Annotated in this window: 13 protein-coding genes; 7 read left to right on the forward strand and 6 right to left on the reverse strand. The window is 62.4% G+C overall.

What is annotated here, in order from left to right; genetic code table 11:
• Positions 1-112: 112 nt before the first annotated feature.
• A complete protein-coding gene (gene gorA, locus QMY55_RS00365; protein ID WP_283486750.1) occupies positions 113-1,477 on the forward strand; it encodes a glutathione-disulfide reductase in 1,365 nt (454 codons plus the stop codon).
• Positions 1,478-1,601: 124 nt separating this feature from the next.
• Here the strand turns inward: gorA and minE are convergent, their stop codons facing one another.
• From minE to minC, 3 genes are read right to left on the reverse strand one after another with little or no spacing between them, the layout of a single operon-like run.
• Complete coding sequence (minE, locus tag QMY55_RS00370; protein WP_283486751.1) at positions 1,602-1,868, reverse strand: cell division topological specificity factor MinE; 267 nt, start codon at positions 1,866-1,868, stop codon at positions 1,602-1,604.
• Between the two features lie 5 nt (positions 1,869-1,873).
• A complete protein-coding gene (gene minD, locus QMY55_RS00375) occupies positions 1,874-2,686 on the reverse strand; it encodes a septum site-determining protein MinD (RefSeq protein ID WP_283486752.1) in 813 nt (270 codons plus the stop codon).
• A 58-nt stretch (positions 2,687-2,744) separates the two neighbouring features.
• The gene (gene minC / locus QMY55_RS00380; RefSeq protein WP_283486753.1) at positions 2,745-3,491 is read right to left on the reverse strand and encodes a septum site-determining protein MinC; all 747 of its coding nucleotides are present in this window, start codon (positions 3,489-3,491) and stop codon (positions 2,745-2,747) included.
• A 152-nt stretch (positions 3,492-3,643) separates the two neighbouring features.
• Here minC and QMY55_RS00385 point away from each other — a divergent pair, with 152 nt between their 5' ends.
• Entirely contained in the window at positions 3,644-4,393 is a 750-nt protein-coding gene (locus QMY55_RS00385) for an enoyl-CoA hydratase/isomerase family protein (protein ID WP_283486754.1), read from the forward strand.
• 39 nt (positions 4,394-4,432) lie between these two features.
• Here QMY55_RS00385 and QMY55_RS00390 read toward each other — a convergent pair whose 3' ends face one another.
• The gene (locus tag QMY55_RS00390) at positions 4,433-5,986 is read right to left on the reverse strand and encodes a GGDEF domain-containing protein (RefSeq protein WP_283486755.1); all 1,554 of its coding nucleotides are present in this window, start codon (positions 5,984-5,986) and stop codon (positions 4,433-4,435) included.
• A gap of 105 nt (positions 5,987-6,091) precedes the next feature.
• Positions 6,092-8,173, reverse strand: coding sequence for an acetoacetate--CoA ligase (locus QMY55_RS00395; protein WP_283486756.1), 2,082 nt, complete (start codon positions 8,171-8,173; stop codon positions 6,092-6,094).
• A 260-nt stretch (positions 8,174-8,433) separates the two neighbouring features.
• Here QMY55_RS00395 and QMY55_RS00400 point away from each other — a divergent pair, with 260 nt between their 5' ends.
• From QMY55_RS00400 to QMY55_RS00420, 5 genes are all read left to right on the forward strand, one after another.
• The gene (locus QMY55_RS00400; protein ID WP_283486757.1) at positions 8,434-10,353 is read left to right on the forward strand and encodes a B12-binding domain-containing radical SAM protein; all 1,920 of its coding nucleotides are present in this window, start codon (positions 8,434-8,436) and stop codon (positions 10,351-10,353) included.
• A 207-nt stretch (positions 10,354-10,560) separates the two neighbouring features.
• A complete protein-coding gene (locus QMY55_RS00405; RefSeq protein ID WP_283486758.1) occupies positions 10,561-11,877 on the forward strand; it encodes a solute carrier family 23 protein in 1,317 nt (438 codons plus the stop codon).
• Between the two features lie 236 nt (positions 11,878-12,113).
• Positions 12,114-13,628 carry an acetyl-CoA hydrolase/transferase family protein gene (locus QMY55_RS00410; protein WP_283486759.1) on the forward strand — a complete coding sequence of 505 codons (1,515 nt, stop codon included), beginning with the start codon at positions 12,114-12,116 and terminating at the stop codon, positions 13,626-13,628.
• Positions 13,629-13,904: 276 nt separating this feature from the next.
• Positions 13,905-14,366: a GFA family protein gene (locus tag QMY55_RS00415; RefSeq protein ID WP_283486760.1), complete on the forward strand. Its 462-nt coding sequence runs from the start codon at positions 13,905-13,907 to the stop codon at positions 14,364-14,366.
• Between the two features lie 21 nt (positions 14,367-14,387).
• Positions 14,388-14,861: a PaaI family thioesterase gene (locus QMY55_RS00420; RefSeq protein WP_283486761.1), complete on the forward strand. Its 474-nt coding sequence runs from the start codon at positions 14,388-14,390 to the stop codon at positions 14,859-14,861.
• A 695-nt stretch (positions 14,862-15,556) separates the two neighbouring features.
• Here the strand turns inward: QMY55_RS00420 and QMY55_RS00425 are convergent.
• On the reverse strand, positions 15,557-16,258 hold the full coding sequence (locus QMY55_RS00425; RefSeq protein ID WP_283489059.1) for an ABC transporter ATP-binding protein: 702 nt from the start codon (positions 16,256-16,258) through the stop codon (positions 15,557-15,559).
• Positions 16,259-16,276 lie beyond the last annotated feature (18 nt).

Raw genomic sequence — 16,276 nt, forward strand, 5'->3', positions numbered from 1 at the left:
CCGGTCTGATAACGCGCAGTTAAGACGTTTGCTGCAAGCTGGTTTGGGAACCTGTTTAGAGTGCCGGTAAAGGGCAGTCGCTGCCCGGTACCCCAACCCAGCGAGGCAAGACATGCAGCAACAAGATTTTGATTACGACTTTCTGGTCATAGGCGGTGGCTCGGGAGGCGTGCGCGCCAGCCGCGTGGCGGCCGGCCTGGGCGCCCGCGTGGCCCTGGTGGAGGCTGCCCAGCTGGGCGGAACCTGCGTCAACGTGGGCTGCATTCCCAAGAAACTGCTCAGCCACGCTGCGCATTTCAGCCAGCTGGCCGAAGAGGCCAAGGGCTTTGGCTGGCAGCTGGCGCAGCCGCATTTCGACTGGCCCACGCTGATTGCCAACAAGGACCGCGAAATCGAGCGCCTGAACGGCGTTTACGCCAAGATGCTGGCCGGCGCCGGCGTGACTGTCGTTCACGGCCGTGCGGCGCTCTCCGGGCCTCACAGCGTGGTGGTGAACGGCCAGACGCTCACGGCCCATCACATTCTGATTGCCACGGGCGGCACGCCACGTCTGCCCGACATTCCAGGCGCGGAGCATGCCATCAGCTCCAACGAGGCATTCCATCTGCCGCAGCTGCCTGAGCGCGTGGTGGTGGTGGGGGGCGGCTATATCGCTGTCGAGTTCGCATCCATCTTCAACGGCCTGGGTGCGCAGACCACCTTGCTGCACCGCCGTCCGCAGCTGCTGCGTGGCTTTGATGCAGACCTGGGCCTGCATCTGGCGCAGGAGATGGCTCTGCAGGGCGTGAGTTTTCGCTGGGACGAGGAAATCCAGTCTATCGACAGGCAGGAGGACGGGCTGCACCTGCAGCTCAAGAGCGGCGAGCAACTGGTCGTGGACTGCGTGATGTATGCCACGGGACGTGTGCCGCTGACCGAGGGGCTGGGGCTGGACAAGGCGGGCGTGCGCTGCACCGACAAGGGGGCGATCGAGGTGGATTCGCGCTTCGGCACCAATGTGCCGTCCATTCACGCCGTGGGCGATGTGGTGGACCGCATGGCGCTGACCCCGGTGGCACTGGCCGAGGGGACGGTGGTGGCCCATGAACTCTTTGGCAAGGGCGGCAAGAGCGCCCCTGACTATGAGCTGGTGCCCACGGCCGTGTTCTCTCATCCCCAGGTGGGCACGGTGGGCCTGTCCGAGGAGTCGGCGCGCAAGCGCTATGGCGCCGTGCAGATCTTCCAGTCCAGCTTCAGGCCTCTGACCAACCGCATGGGGGCAGAGCCCGAGAATGTGTTCCTCAAGCTCATCGTCTCCAAGGCCGATCAGCGCGTGCGCGGTGTGCACATGGTGGGCGAGGGCGCGGGCGAGTTGATGCAGGGCTTTGCCGTGGCACTGCAGTGCGGCGCGACCAAGCAGCAGTTCGATGCCACGATAGGCATACACCCCACGGTGGCCGAAGAGCTGGTGACCATGCGCGAGCCGGTACGGGAATGAGGCAGGTTTGCCCGCGCTTTCGCAGGCGGCGCAGCCGCAGGGCGACACCGTCATGAAAAATGGGCCTTAAAGGCCCATTTCCTTGTCCATCAAGCGCTGTGCGCTATGAATGGATGAGTCGGTATCAGCCGCGTGCGGCGTCCGGCAGCTCGATCTTGACTTCCAGCACTTCGAGGTTTTCCTGGCGCTCCAGCTGCACCTTGATGTCGTTGGGATTGATGTCCACATATTTGGAAATCACGGCCATCAGCTCTTTTTGCAGGGCCGGCAGATAGTCGGGCTTGCCGCCGTCGCCGCCCACGCGTTCGCGCGCCAGAATGATCTGCAGGCGCTCCTTGGCCACCGAGGCCGATTTTTTCTTCTCTCCAAGCAGAAACGACAACATGGACATTGTGCTTACCTCCCGCCAAAGATGCGCTTGAAGAAGCCGGGCTTGACGGCTTCGGTAAAACGCATGGGCTTGTCTTCGCCCAGAAAACGGGCCACCACGTCCTGATAGGCCTCGGCCACGTCCGAGCCCTGCATATGCACGGCGGGAATGCCCTGGTTGGAGGCCTGGAGCACGGTTTCGGACTCTGGAATCACGCCGATCAGCGGAATGCGCAGAATGTCCTGTATGTCTTCCAGCGACAGCATCTGGCCGTCTTCCACGCGGTTGGGGTTGTAGCGTGTGATCAGCAGATGTTCCTTGATGCTCTCGCCCTTGCTGGCCGCTTCGGTCTTGGAGCTGAGCATGCCCAGAATGCGGTCCGAATCGCGCACCGAAGAGACTTCGGGGTTGGTCACCACCAGCGCTTCGTCGGCATAGTGCATGGCCATCAGCGCACCGCTTTCGATGCCGGCGGGCGAGTCGCAGATGATGTATTCGAAGTCCATGCTGGACAGATCGGCCAGCACCTTCTTCACACCTTCTTGCGTCAGCGCGTCCTTGTCACGAGTCTGCGAGGCAGCCAGCACGAACAGGTTTTCGCACTGCTTGTCCTTGATCAGGGCCTGGTTCAGGTTGGCTTCACCCTGGATGACATTGATCAGGTCATAGACCACGCGGCGTTCGCAGCCCATGATCAGATCCAGGTTGCGCAAACCCACATCGAAATCAATCACAGCGGTCTTGTGACCGCGCAGAGCGAGGCCCGATGCGAAGCTGGCGCTGGTGGTGGTCTTTCCGACCCCGCCCTTGCCAGAGGTCACGACGACGATTTTGGCCATGTTTGCACGATTCCTTAAAGACAAATGAGGCAGGTTGATGGGGTGTCCGGTGCGTTTGTCACACCGGCTCGATGATGATCTTTTCTCCCTCCAGACGGACTTTGGCAGGTTTGCCAGCCACATCTGCAGGTAAATCGGTTTCAATTGTGCGGTAGATACCCGCGATGGAGAGCAGTTGTGCCTCCATGCAAGTGCTAAAAATTCTTGCGCTGGTATTGCCGCTGGCTCCGGCCACGGCCCGACCGCGCAGCGGTGCATAGACATGGACGTTGCCGTCGGCAATCACCTCGGCACCATAACTGACCATGTCCAGCACCACGATATCAGTACCCTTGGCATAGACGCGCTGGCCCGAACGCAGCGGCCGGTCCACGATGACGGCATCGGCCAGCGGGGCCGGCACTTCGACCTCGTGCACCACCTCCACCTCGCGGATGATTTCGTGGATCTCAGGCTCGCTGCGGCGCACTGGCGTGGCGTCCGGGGCTGCGTTCAGGCCCAGTGCCTTGGCCGCTTCCATCTGCGCCTCGCTGCCGCTGCGCACGGCAACCGGCACGGTGCGGTGCTTACGCAAGGCCTCGATCAGGGCGGGAAAGTCGATTTCTTCCTCGACTTCGCGCACTTGACTGAGGTCGATCAGCACAGGGTCGTTGTCGAAGAAGTCCGGGTCATCGGCCAGGCGGCGAGCCAGATCCTGCGTCAATGCCAGCATGTCGGTGCTGCGAAGCACGACGGAAAGCACCGGCAGTTGCGCGCTCTTGAGGTCAAAGCTGGGGCGCTCGGCGCCGGTCGATTCAACAGACATGGGAATGGGATCAGCGCACGCTAAGGTGCTCTATGAGGACGATAAAGTGTACCTGCGTACCAGCGAAAGATATGGTCACTGAGTGTTTGCACTGCAACACTTGATGTGCCTGGGCAAGCTCAATGGCTGCAGGTCTGGATGAAAATACAGTCATGTCTCCAGAGCTTTTGATCCAGGGCGCCTGTGCCAGCATCACCTTGCGCCGTCCCGAAGTCGCCAACAAACTGCTGCCCGAAGACCTGAGCGTGCTGCGCCGCCAGATCGACGAGGTCAACGCCAACCCGGCCGTGCTGGTGCTGACGCTGCAGGCCGTGGGCAAGCATTTCTGCAGCGGCTATGACATTGGCGAGATTGCCAACAGCCAGAACGAGGGCAGCTCCTTTGGCGAAATGGTGGACGCCATAGAGGGCTGCCGCGCCGTGACGATTGCCGCGATTCAGGGCGGCGTGTTTGGTGGCGCCACCGACATGGCTCTGGCCTGCGACTTCCGCGTGGGGGGCGCAGGCAGTCAGATGTTCATGCCTGCGGCCCGGCTGGGTCTGCACTTTTACGCCTCAGGGCTGGAACGCTATGTGACGCGCCTGGGCCTGGACATGGCCAAACGGCTGTTTCTGACCGGTGAAAAGCTGCAGGCGCAGGCCATGAAGGACTGCGGCTTTCTGACCGATCTGGCCGACGGTGCGGACATCACGGTAGCGGTGCAGCAGTTGCAAACTACCTTGGCTGGCATGGCGCCACTGGCCTTGCTGGGCATGAAAAAGCATTTGAATGCCATTGCACGCGGCGTGCAGGACAGGGCCGGCATCGATGCTGCCGTTCAGGCCACGATTGCATCGGCGGATTTGCAGGAAGGCGGCCTGGCCTGGCGTGAGAAGCGCAGGCCGCGATTTACCGGGCGATAACCAGGGACCAACGGCCAAGGCGCGAAAGAGGATGAGGTTCTAGCCTGCCAGCTCGGTGGCATGGACGCGGTTGCCGCCCCCGTGCTTGGCTGCATAGAGCTGTGCATCGGCCTGCTCCAGCAGGCTCTGGGCCGTGCCCGATCCGGCTTGCAGCGTCGCCAGGCCAATGCTGATGGTGAGATGTCCGGTCTCGGCCCGGGTGTTGGGCAAAGCCAGCTGCTCCACCGCCTGGCGAATGCGCTCGGCCAGAGCCAGGGCGTCGCTTGCGCCGGTGGCTGGCAGCAGGCAGGCAAACTCTTCGCCGCCATACCGGGCCGTCAGATCGGTGGCACGGGACGCCGTCTCTTTGAGCGCTTTGGCGACGGCGCACAGGTAGGCATCGCCTGTGGCGTGGCCGTAATAGTCGTTCACGGCCTTGAAGCGATCCAGGTCCGCCATCAGCACGCTCAGCGGCGTGCCCATGCGGCTGCTGCGGGCATGCTCGCGCAGCAGCTCCTGATCGAAGGCCCGACGATTGGCCAGGCCCGTCAGGCCATCGGACAGGCTCAGGTGTTTCAGCTGTGCATTGGCACTTTCCAGTGCCTTGGCCTGCTCCTGGATCTGGCGGTTGCGTTCGTTCAGCAGCCTGGCCAGGCGCCGGTAGTAGAGAAAGGCCATGCCGAAGATCAGCACCAGCGCCGTGCTGCCGATGCCGACGAACTGCCATAGCTGATGCTGGCTGCGCTGCTTGACATAGAGCTCTATGAGGTCGCGTTCGCCTTTTTCATGTTTGGTGACAGACAGCGAGACATCGATGGCTGCCAGATAGCGGTCAAACGCCTGCACGATGCGCTGGTTCTGCGCGGTGGGGCTGAAGTAGAAGCGATATTCACGTGGGTCATCGAGCAGGGTGTGAATGGCTTCCAGGTCGAAGTATTCGCGGGTGTAGCGTTTTTCCTCGAAGATGCTCTGGCTGAAGACGGCGGCGTCCAGAGTACCGTCCTGCACGGCTTTGAACAGGCCGTCGCTGTTGGCCTGATCGAAGCGCTGCAGCCGGTTTGGGGGGAGCAGGGATTGCAGCCGGGCGTCCAGCGCCACCCCTTTGACAACGCCTACCTGATAGGACTTCAGATCGTCGATGCTGTCTACGGACAGCTGTCTGTCCTTGCGGGTGATGACGGCGTAGAAGCTTTGGTAGTAGGGCTCGGTGAAGATGCCAAGCTTGGCCCTTTGCGGCAGCAGGCTCAAGGGCATGAAAACATCTGCGCGGCCTTGCTGCACCTGTTCTATCTTGCTGGCGACGGTCTGGTCGCGTGCCGAATCGATTTCATAGCGCAGGCCCAGCTTGTTCGTGATGAAGCACCAGGTATCAACGGCAACGCCGGTATAGCTGCCTTGCTTTTTGTCATAGCGGGACATGGGCGGAGCATCGACCGCGAGCATGCGCAGCGGAGCCATGGCGCGAAATTCGGCCAGCTCCTCAGGGCCGATTTCCACGGGATGGAGCAGACGGATATGCTGTGCGCCATTGCAGGCCAGAGTCCCTCCCCAGGCCGTGCCACACCAGACCGCATAGAGCAGGCCACACAGCATCGCTGTTGTTCCATGTCTCATGAAATTGCCGTTGGCCCTCATGCAAACATTTTGCAACATCAAGATGCAAGTTGCGGCGCTGCGTGCCTTTTTTAGATCGAGAACACGCTCTCAAGGCGAGCCTGCTCAGCCAGGCGTTCCCGTACGTGCCAGATGCTGGCGCGCAAAGTCCTCATACCAGTCCAGGCAGCCGGGGTTGGCCATGGCGTCCTTGTTGACCACCTTGGCCAGGGGCTGGCCCAGCAGCAGTTTCTTGATGGGCAGCTCCTGCTTCTTGCCGCTGAGCGTGCGCGGAATCTCGGCCACGGCAAAGATATCGTCGGGCACAAAGCGCGGCGACAGCGCCGAGCGTATGGCCTTGTTGATGCGCTCGCGCAGAGCCGAATCCAGCTCCACGCCCGGCCGCAAGGCCACAAACAGCGGCATATAGCTGTTCTTGCCCAGATATTCGAGATCCACCACCATGCTGTCCAGCACCTCGGGCAGGGCTTCTACGGCGCTGTAGATCTCGCTGGTGCCCATGCGCAGGCCATGGCGGTTGATGGTCGCATCGCTGCGGCCGTAGATGATGCAGCCGCCCTCGCCGAGCAGCTTGATCCAGTCTCCATGACGCCAGACAGGCCCCATTTCGGCGTCACCATCGCCGCCACCGGGCTTGCGGCCATGACCGGCCGGGTACATATCGAAGTAACTCGACAAATAGCGCTTGCCGTCCGCATCGCCCCAGAGAAACAGCGGCATGGAGGGAATGGGCTGGGTGCAGACCAGTTCGCCGACCTCGTCCATCACGGGCTGGCCCTCTTCGTTCCAGGCCTCGACGGCCGCGCCCAGCTGGCGGCATTGCATGACTCCGGGCACCAGCGGCAGATCGCGGTTGCCGCCGATAAAGGCGCCCGCGAAGTCGGTGCCGCCGGATAAGTTATTCCACCAAATATTGGCGCGGCCCAGTTTCTCGAATTGGTCTGTACCCCATTGCTGAACTTCAGCAGACAGTGGCGAACCCGTGCTGCCCAGCCCGCGCATGCGCGACAGATCGCCGCAGGCGGACAGATCCACGCCGGCCTTCATGCAGTTGGCGTAGAAGGCGGCGCCTGAGCCAAAGCTGGTCACGCCGGTCTCGGCCGCGAAGCGCCACAGCGTGCCCCAGTCGGGCTTGTCCTTGCTGCCGCCGGGGCTGCCGTCGAAGATCACGCAGGTCGTGCCGCCCAGCAGGCCCGAGACCTGGGCATTCCACATCACCCAGCCCGTGGAGCTGTACCAGTGATAACGCTCGCCCCAGCTATTGGGCTCGTAGCTGCAGCCTATGTCGTTGTGCAGACCCTTGAGCTGCAGGGCGACCAGCACCATGCCGCCATGACCGTGGACTATGGGTTTGGGCAGGCCGGTGGTGCCGCTGGAGTAGACGATCCACAGCGGATGGTCGAACGGCAGCCACTCGGGCGTGAAACCTGCAGTCTCGGCATCATTTCTCGCTGTAACGCTTGTGTAGTCAGCGGTGTCAGCTATCTTTACAGAAGTATTCAGATTGGGCACCAGCACCACATGCTGCACGCTGGGCAGGCCTTGGCGCAGCTCCTGCAGGACCTCGCGGCGGTCTATGTCCTTGCCTGCGTAGTGCACGCCGTCCACGGCGATCAGCGCTTTGGGCGCTATCTGCTTGAAGCGGTCAAGCACGGCATGGGTGCCCATATCGGGTGCGCAGATGCTCCAGATGGCGCCCAGACTGGCGCAAGCCAGAAAGGCGATCATGGCCTCGGGAATATTGGGCAGATAGGCCGCGACGCGGTCGCCCTTGGCGATGCCCTGGGCGCGCAGGTGCAAGGCCAGGGCCGCCACCTGGCGCTGCAACTCGGGCCAGCTCAGCTCGCGCTGCAGGCCCTGCTCGTTGCGGCTGATGACGGCCGGCATGCCGGCGGCATGGGCGGGCTGGACATGGCGCAACACCTGCTGCACATAGTTCACCTGCGTGCCCGGGAACCACTGCGCACCGGGCATGGTGTTCTGGGCCAGCACGGCGGTATGCGGCGTGGGGGACTGGACGTCGAAATAGTCCCAGATGCTTTGCCAGAAGGCATCGAGATCGCTGGTCGACCAGCGCCACAGCGCGTCATAGTCGGCGAAGCTCAGGCCGCGCGTTTCACGCAGCCAGTTCTGGTACAGCCGGATCTGGGGGATATAGGGAGCGGGGTGTTGCGGTGCAGAAGACATGGGTCCAGCCTAGCGCTGCAGCCCTTGCAAGTCATTGGTGGTGGCCCCGCCAGATGTCACCTGTGCAGCAGCGCGGTCGGCTGTATGGGCGCACACGAGCACAGCTGAGCGGTCAAACCGACACGACTTACGCAAATCAGGTTCGAGCAGGAACTGCGCTGTAGGGACGCAGCCTTGGTGCATCTATGTTTGCGTAAGTCCTCATCGATAATCGGGGCCTGTTTACACCGTCAACGGCGCATGCCGGCGACCCGCACCCCATGTCCGCTTTGCCCACCCGCGTGCTGGCCGTCATTCCGCCGATGACGCAGCTCAACACTCCCTACCCCTCCACGGCCTATCTGACCGGCTTTCTGCGCTCGCGCGGCATCACCGCCATGCAGGAAGATCTGGCTCTGGCCCTGGTGCTGCATCTGCTCTCGCCCGATGGCCTGCGCGCCGTGGCCGAGCGTATCCAGAGCCTGCCTGCCAAGCAGCACACGCCTGCCGTCCAGTCCTTTGTCGCGCAGCAGGAGCGCTATCTGGCCACAATTGCGCCCACGATTGCGTTTTTGCAGGGGCGAGATTCCACGCTGGCCCACCGCATCGTGGGGCGCCACTTTCTGCCCGAAGGTCCGCGCTTTGCCACGCTGGACGTGTACGAGGACGAGGAAGGCGGCGATCCCCTGGGCTGGGCTTTCGGGGCCCTGGGTCTGCACGACAAGGCCAAGCATCTGGCCACGCTGTATCTCAACGATCTGGCCGATGTGCTGCGCGATGCCGTGGACGAGCGCTTCGAGTTCGTGCGCTATGCCGAGTCGCTGGCCGGCAGCCAGCCCACCTTCGATCCGCTGGCCAGCGCCCTCGCGGCAGAGCCCAATCTGGTGGACGAGGTGCTGGAGCGCCTGACGCTGGAGGCCGTGGAGCGTCACCAGCCGACGGTGGTGCTGCTGTCCGTGCCCTTTCCAGGCTCGGCCTATGCGGCGTTTCGCATTGCCCAGACCATCAAGCGGCGCTTTCCGCAGATTGCCACGGTGCTGGGTGGCGGCTTTGTCAACACCGAGCTGCGCGAGCTGGCCGAGCCGCGCGTGTTCGACTACTTCGACTTCGTGACGCTGGATGCGGGCGAACGCCCGCTGCTGGCGCTGCTCGAGCATCTGCGCGGCGAGCGTGGCAGATCGCGGCTGGTGCGCACTTTTGTGCGCGGCAGTGATGACGAAGGTGGCAAGGTCCAGTACATCAACATGATGGAGTCCGACATCGCGTTTGCCGAGGTCGGCACGCCCACCTGGGACGGCCTGCCGCTGGACCGATACCTGTCGCTGCTGGACATGCTCAACCCCATGCACCGTCTGTGGAGCGACGGGCGCTGGAACAAGCTCACCGTGGCCCATGGCTGCTACTGGAAGAAGTGCAGCTTCTGCGATGTCAGCCTGGACTATATCGGCCGCTACGAGGGCGCCAGCGCCGCCGTGCTGGCCGACCGCATCGAGGCCATCGTCGCCGAGACCGGCCAGACCGGCTTTCACTTCGTCGACGAGGCCGCGCCGCCCAAGGCGCTCAAGGCGCTGTCGCAGGAGCTGATTGCGCGCAATGCCGGCATCTCGTGGTGGGGCAATGTGCGCTTCGAGAAGACCTTCACGCCCGAGCTGGCCGAGCTGATGGCCGACAGCGGCTGCATCGCGATTTCGGGTGGTCTGGAAGTGGCATCCGACCGGCTGCTGGCGCTGATGAAAAAAGGTGTCACCGTGGACCAGGTGGCACGCGTGACCAAGGCCTTCTCGGAGGCCGGCATTCTGGTCCACGCCTATCTGATGTACGGTTTTCCGACGCAGACCGTGCAGGACACGGTGGACGCGCTCGAGTATGTGCGCCAGCTGTTTCTCAACGGTTGCATTCAAAGCGGCTTCTTTCACCGCTTCAGTTGCACCGTGCACTCGCCCGTGGGCCTCAACCCCGAGGAATACGGCATCGAGCTGCCGCCGCTGCCCGAGGGCAACTTTGCCAAGAACGACCGCCCCTTCATCGACCCCACGGGCGTCGATCACGACGCACTGGGCGCGGCGCTCAAGAAGGCCATCTACAACTTCATGCACGGCATCGGCCTGGAGGAGGACGTGCGCATGTGGTTCCCGTTCAAGGTGCCCAAGCCCACGGTTAAGCGCGACCGCATTGCGCGTGCGCTGCAGCAGAAGCAGTGAATTTGATAGCTGCTTGCGCTGGTCAATTCTGAAAATATCAATAGTTTGAGCTCAAAATCAGGTATGGATCTGCGGTAGCAGCTTCGCTTTTGATAGCTGCTTGAAGCAGCGCCCCTGCTGCCGGCCGTTGCAAGCTGCCACTGGCCGTTCACGGAAAGCAAGGGCTTGCCATAATCTGCCCCGTTTAATAACTCCAGGAGTGACGGGATGGGAATATTTCAATGGCAGGAGCGCTCGGCCGCGACCCTGCAGGCCGGGGGCGTGATCGGCCCCGACGAGCGTCTGCCATGGCCGCAGACCGGGCTGATGGGCGTGCAGCACGTGATCGCCATGTTCGGCTCCACGGTGCTGGCGCCCATCCTCATGGGCTTCGATCCGAATCTGGCCGTGTTCATGAGCGGCATAGGCACGCTGATCTTCTTCATCATCACCGGCGGCAAGGTGCCCAGCTATCTGGGTTCGTCCTTTGCCTTCATCAGCGTGGTGGGTGCTGTCACCGGCTATAGCGGCCAGGGCGCCAATCCCAATATCGGGCTGGCGCTGGGCGGCATCATCGCCTGCGGCCTGGTCTATATGCTGGTCGGCTTTCTGGTGCAGGTGATCGGCACGCGCTGGATAGAGCGCATGATGCCGCCCGTGGTCACGGGCGCCGTGGTGGCCGTGATCGGCCTGAACCTGGCATCGATTCCCGTCAAGAACATGGCCTCCAACAACTTCGAGGCCTGGATGCAGGCGCTGACCTTTGTCAGCGTGGGTCTGGTGGCAGTGTTCACGCGCGGCATGGTGCAGCGTCTGCTGATTCTGGTCGGCCTGATCGTGGCCAGCCTGCTCTACGGCCTGTTCACCAATGTGCTGGGCTGGGGCAAGCCGGTGGATCTGTCGGGCGTGATCAATGCGCCCTGGTTCGGCGTGCCGCATTTCCATGCACCCGTGTTCACGGCCCATGCCATGGTGCTCATCGTGCCCGTGGTCATCATTCTGGTGGCCGAGAACCTGGGCCATATCAAGGCCGTGACGGCCATGACCGGCAAGGACATGGATCAGTACATGGGCCGTGCCTTCATCGGTGACGGCGTGGCCACCATGGTCAGCGCCAGCGTGGGCGGCACGGGCGTGACCACCTATTCCGAAAACATCGGCGTGATGGCGGCAACGCGCATCTACTCCACCGCCGTGTTCTTTGTGGCGGCCCTGCTGGCCGTGCTGCTGGGTTTCTCGCCCAAGTTCGGCGCGCTGATCCAGGCCATTCCGCTGCCCGTGATGGGCGGTGTTTCCATCGTGGTCTTCGGCCTGATCGCCATTGCCGGCGCCAAGATCTGGGTGGACAACAAGGTGGACTTTTCGCAGAACAAGAACATCATCGTGGCGGCCATCACCCTGATTCTGGGTACGGGCAACTTCACGCTGCTGTTTGGCGAATTCAAGCTCGAAGGCATAGGTACCGCCACCTTTGGCGCCATCATCCTCTATGCCTTGCTCAACCTGCGCGAGCAGGGCGATGAAACTCGGGAAACACGCGAGTGAGTGCTGACATGTAACCGAGGGAACATACCCTTGACAGCAGCGCGGGGCCTTTGCGGGTAAACCCGAAACTCATGTTCCGCGCTGGTAACATTTCTCGCTGGAGATATGCCGCCCTACCCGGGCGGTTTTTTTTAGGGGTGCCAGCCACGCGCTGAGCATGGGCCGCAAAAATGCCATCGTGCTCGCGCTGGTCAGGCTCGCGTGCCGGGCCGGGGCCTCTGAGTTTGGAGCCAACAATGTCCATCGCAGATCGCGTACGTTACCCAGAATTCCTCTCGCGCGTCATGACGGCCGAAGAGGCGGCCGCCATGATTCCCCATGGCGTCAATGTCGGTATGAGCGGCTTTACCGGAGCCGGTTACCCCAAGGCGCTGCCCCAGGCGATTGCCGCCCGTGCCAAGGCCGAACATGCCGCTGGCAAGCCCTACAAGATCAATGTCTGGACCGGCGCGTCCACGGCCGCCGAATGCGATGGCGTGATGGCCGAAGCCCATGCGCTGGGCCAGCGCCTGCCCTTCAACACCGACCCCACGGCGCGCAAGGCCGTGAACTCGGGCGAGATCGACTTCATCGACATGCATCTGTCCCATGTGGCGCAGCACGCATGGTTCGGCTTTCTGGGCCCTATGAACATCGCCGTGGTCGAGGTGCTGGGCGTGACCGCCGACGGTCTGCTGATTCCGTCGACGGCCGTGGGCAACAACAAGACCTGGCTGGAAATCGCCGACAAGGTGATTCTGGAAGTCAACACCAAACCGCCTGCCAAGATGGAAGGCATGCACGACATCTACTACGGCACGGCCATCCCGCCACGGCGCATGCCCATCAGCATGACCCATGCCGATGACCGCATCGGCGAGGCCTATCTGAAGGTCGACCCTGCCAAGGTGATCGCCGTGGTCGAGACCCACAAGGGCGACCGCGACAATGTGTTCGCCGTGCCCGACGAGAACTCCCAGAAGATCGCCGGCTACATCATCGACTTCCTGGCCCACGAGATGAAGATGGGTCGCCTGCCCAAGGAAATGCTGCCCATCCAGTCGGGCGTGGGCAATGTGGCCAATGCCGTGCTGGCGGGTTTGCTGACCGGCCCGTTCGAGAACCTGCTGGGCTTTACCGAAGTGCTGCAGGACGGCATGCTGGACCTGCTGCGCGCGGGCAAGATGAGCAAGGCCTCGGCCACCTCCATATCGCTGTCTGCGGCAGCCTACAAGGACTTCGAGGACAACATCGACTTCTACCGTGAGCGCATCATCCTGCGCCCGCAGGAAATCTCGAACCACCCCGAGCTGGTGCGCCGCCTGGGCATCATCGCCATGAACTCGATGATCGAAGCCGATATCTACGGCAACATCAACTCCACCCATGTCATGGGCACGGGCATGATGAACGGCATCGGCGGCTCGGGCGATTTTGCGCGCAACGGCTATCTGTCCTTCTTCGTCACGCCTTCCGTGGCCAAGGACGGCAAGATCAGCTGCATCGTGCCCATGTGCTCGCATGTCGATCACACCGAGCATGACACCCAGATCATCGTCACCGAACAAGGCCTGGCCGATCTGCGTGGCCTGTCGCCCAAGCAGCGAGCGCAGGTCATCATCGACAACTGCGCCCACCCCGACTATCGCGATCAGCTGCAGCACTACTTCGACCGCGCACGTCTGAAAGGTGCGCAGCATACGCCGCATATCCTGCGCGAGGCCCTGAGCTGGCACGAGCGCTTCAGCGAAACCGGTGACATGCGCGTTTAATTGTTTACCCCCTGTGCCGCTGCACGGCTTCCCCAGGGGACGACGCCATCGCGGTGGGGCGGCGGGGCCGCCTAGGCCCTTGCCCGGTGTCTCTGACGAGGCAGCGTTAGCCAAGCGAAACTCGTTTATCCAGTAGCATCAAGGACGGTCTGTTTCAGGCCGTCCTTTTTTCATCGCCGGGCCGCCCCAAGATGAAAAGCCCCTCTTGGAGGGGCTGCGAACCACACGCAGTGTGGGCGTGGGGTGTCTTTTTCATGCTGCAACCCGTTTCGCGCCATGCATATTCATCAGATTCCGGAAGACTCCGCGGCCACCACCACAGGTTCCTGTCTGTGCGGGCAGGTGAGGTTTGCAATTCACGGCGAACTGGCCGGAATTCAGGCCTGTCACTGCAGCCAGTGCCGCAAGGCCCAGGGCGGACCGCTGGCCACCAATATTCCGGTGAGGCAGGAGCAGATCCGCTGGCTTGCGGGGCACGATCAGCTGCGTCACTTCGAATCCTCGCCAGGCAAGCTGCGCGCCTTCTGCCCGCAATGCGGCTCGCCGGTCTACAGCCAGCGCAGCAGTCTGGCCGGAGTGCTGCGCATACGTGCCGGTCTGCTCGATGAGCCCGCAGGGACCTCATTGAGCAGCCACCAGTATGTGGCCTCGCGCGCTTCCTGGTGGCCTTTGCCCGAGGATGGTTTGCCCCGGTATGACGACGCTATGCCACCTGCCTCAACGCAGGCTTCTCATTGATTGACAGCACACAGGATTGATATGGCTATCTGGACCCGTGAAATTGATCTCAAGGCACTGAATGCAGGCGGTGTCAACACCGCAGTTTCCCATTTGGGAATTGAGTTCACCGAGTACGGTGATGACTTCATCTGCGCCCGCATCCATGTGGACGAGCGCACCTGCCAGCCCTATGGCATTTTGCATGGCGGCGTCAGCGTGGTGCTGGCGGAAACGCTGGGCTCCACCGCCGCCGCCCTGTCCATTCCACAAGGCCATCGCTGCGTGGGCCTGAGCGTCACGGCCAACCATATCCGCGCAGGCCGCAAAGGCAGCTGGATCACGGCCACCGCACGCCCTGCGCATCTGGGGCGCACCACCCATGTCTGGAGCATCGAGCTGCGCGATGAGAACGGCAAGCTGACCTGCAATTGCAGTTTGACGATGGCGATTTTGGCGCCTGAGGCGGCGAAGAATGTGAGGTTGGATCAGGCTTCTGTGGGCGGGGTGCAGTAGTTTTCTTTTGAGGACAGAGGCCGGGATTTCGCCCCGGCAGGCGACCTACTTTCTTTTGCAAGAAAGTAGGCAAAGAGCCAGCCCCTACTGCGCACGTCCCTCCGGCTTCGCCTGCGGGCAACCTGCGCCGTCAAGCCCTTGGGGCTGTGCGGCCCAACTCACTGCGTGCCTGCGGCACTCCGTTCAGACACACGGCCGCAAGTCAGGGCACGAAGCTGCTGCACTCTGCGGTGCAGCAGCCAGCCCCAAGAACTTGCCGTCGCAGGCGTGGGCACAAGGGGCAATACCGGGTACGGGATAGCTTCTTTAAAAATTGATAGCTGCTGCCGCAATCTGAATAAGCGCTAGAAGCTAATTTCGTCACAAATCCTGCAGGCCGTCCGTTCCCGCCTCCACCCGTCTGTCTGCGCCTGCGGCATGCGGTTCAGGCTGCGGGCATTGGCACCGAAGAGTGCCAATGCATCGTCATCAAATTTGCGGCAACGTGTTTGAACGCAGCGCTGCAAGCGCGCAGTGAGTTTTGCCGTACCGCAGTCTGAATCGCGTGACACAGGTTTGCCCGTAGGCGAAGCCGAAGGGACGCAGACACTCGGGTCGCATTCTTTGGGTTACTTTTCTTGTGCGAGCAAGAAAAGTAACTCGGCTGGCGGGCCGAGACCCGCCCTCTGTCCTCAAACAAAACAGCAGCGAAAAAATCAAACCCCCAACAACGCCGACAACTTTTCAGGGCGCTGAATCAACTCCGCAGAAGGCGCTTGCAAAGCAAGCTTGCCCTTTTCCATCACCGCCGCGTAATCAGTGTGCGCTAGCACCTTCTTGTAATCGCGGTCCACGATCAAAGTGGAGATACCGGTCTCGCGAATCTGTGCAATCACGCGCCAGATTTCGGCCACCACCAGCGGGGCCAGACCTTCTGTCGCTTCATCCAAGATCATGAGGCGCGGATTGGTCATCAGTGCGCGGCCTATGGAGACCATTTGCTGCTCGCCGCCCGAGAGCTGATCGCCGCCGTTGGACAGGCGCTCCTTCAGGCGCGGAAAAGTCTCCAGCACGCGCTCATAGGTCCAGTCCTTCTGGCCGCCCAGGCCGGCGCGCGCGCTCATCTGCAGGTTTTCCTTGACCGAAAGATTGGGGAAGACGCCGCGCCCTTCGGGTACATAGCCAATGCCAAGGCGTGCCATTTTTTCGGGGGCGGAATTCGTCACCTCGCGGCCATCGGCAAACACCTTGCCTTGCCGTGCGGGGACATAGCCCATGAGCGTGCGGATTAGCGTGGTCTTGCCCATGCCGTTGCGGCCCAGCAGGCCCACGGCGCGGCCCTGCGGCAGCTCCAGCGAGACGCCGTGCAGGATATGGCTGTCGCCGTAATAGGTGTGCAGTTCCTGCACGCTGAACATGGCATGGTTCGAAGGCTC

Source organism: Comamonas resistens, assembly GCF_030064165.1.
In the GTDB taxonomy this organism is placed as follows: domain Bacteria; phylum Pseudomonadota; class Gammaproteobacteria; order Burkholderiales; family Burkholderiaceae_C; genus Comamonas; species Comamonas resistens.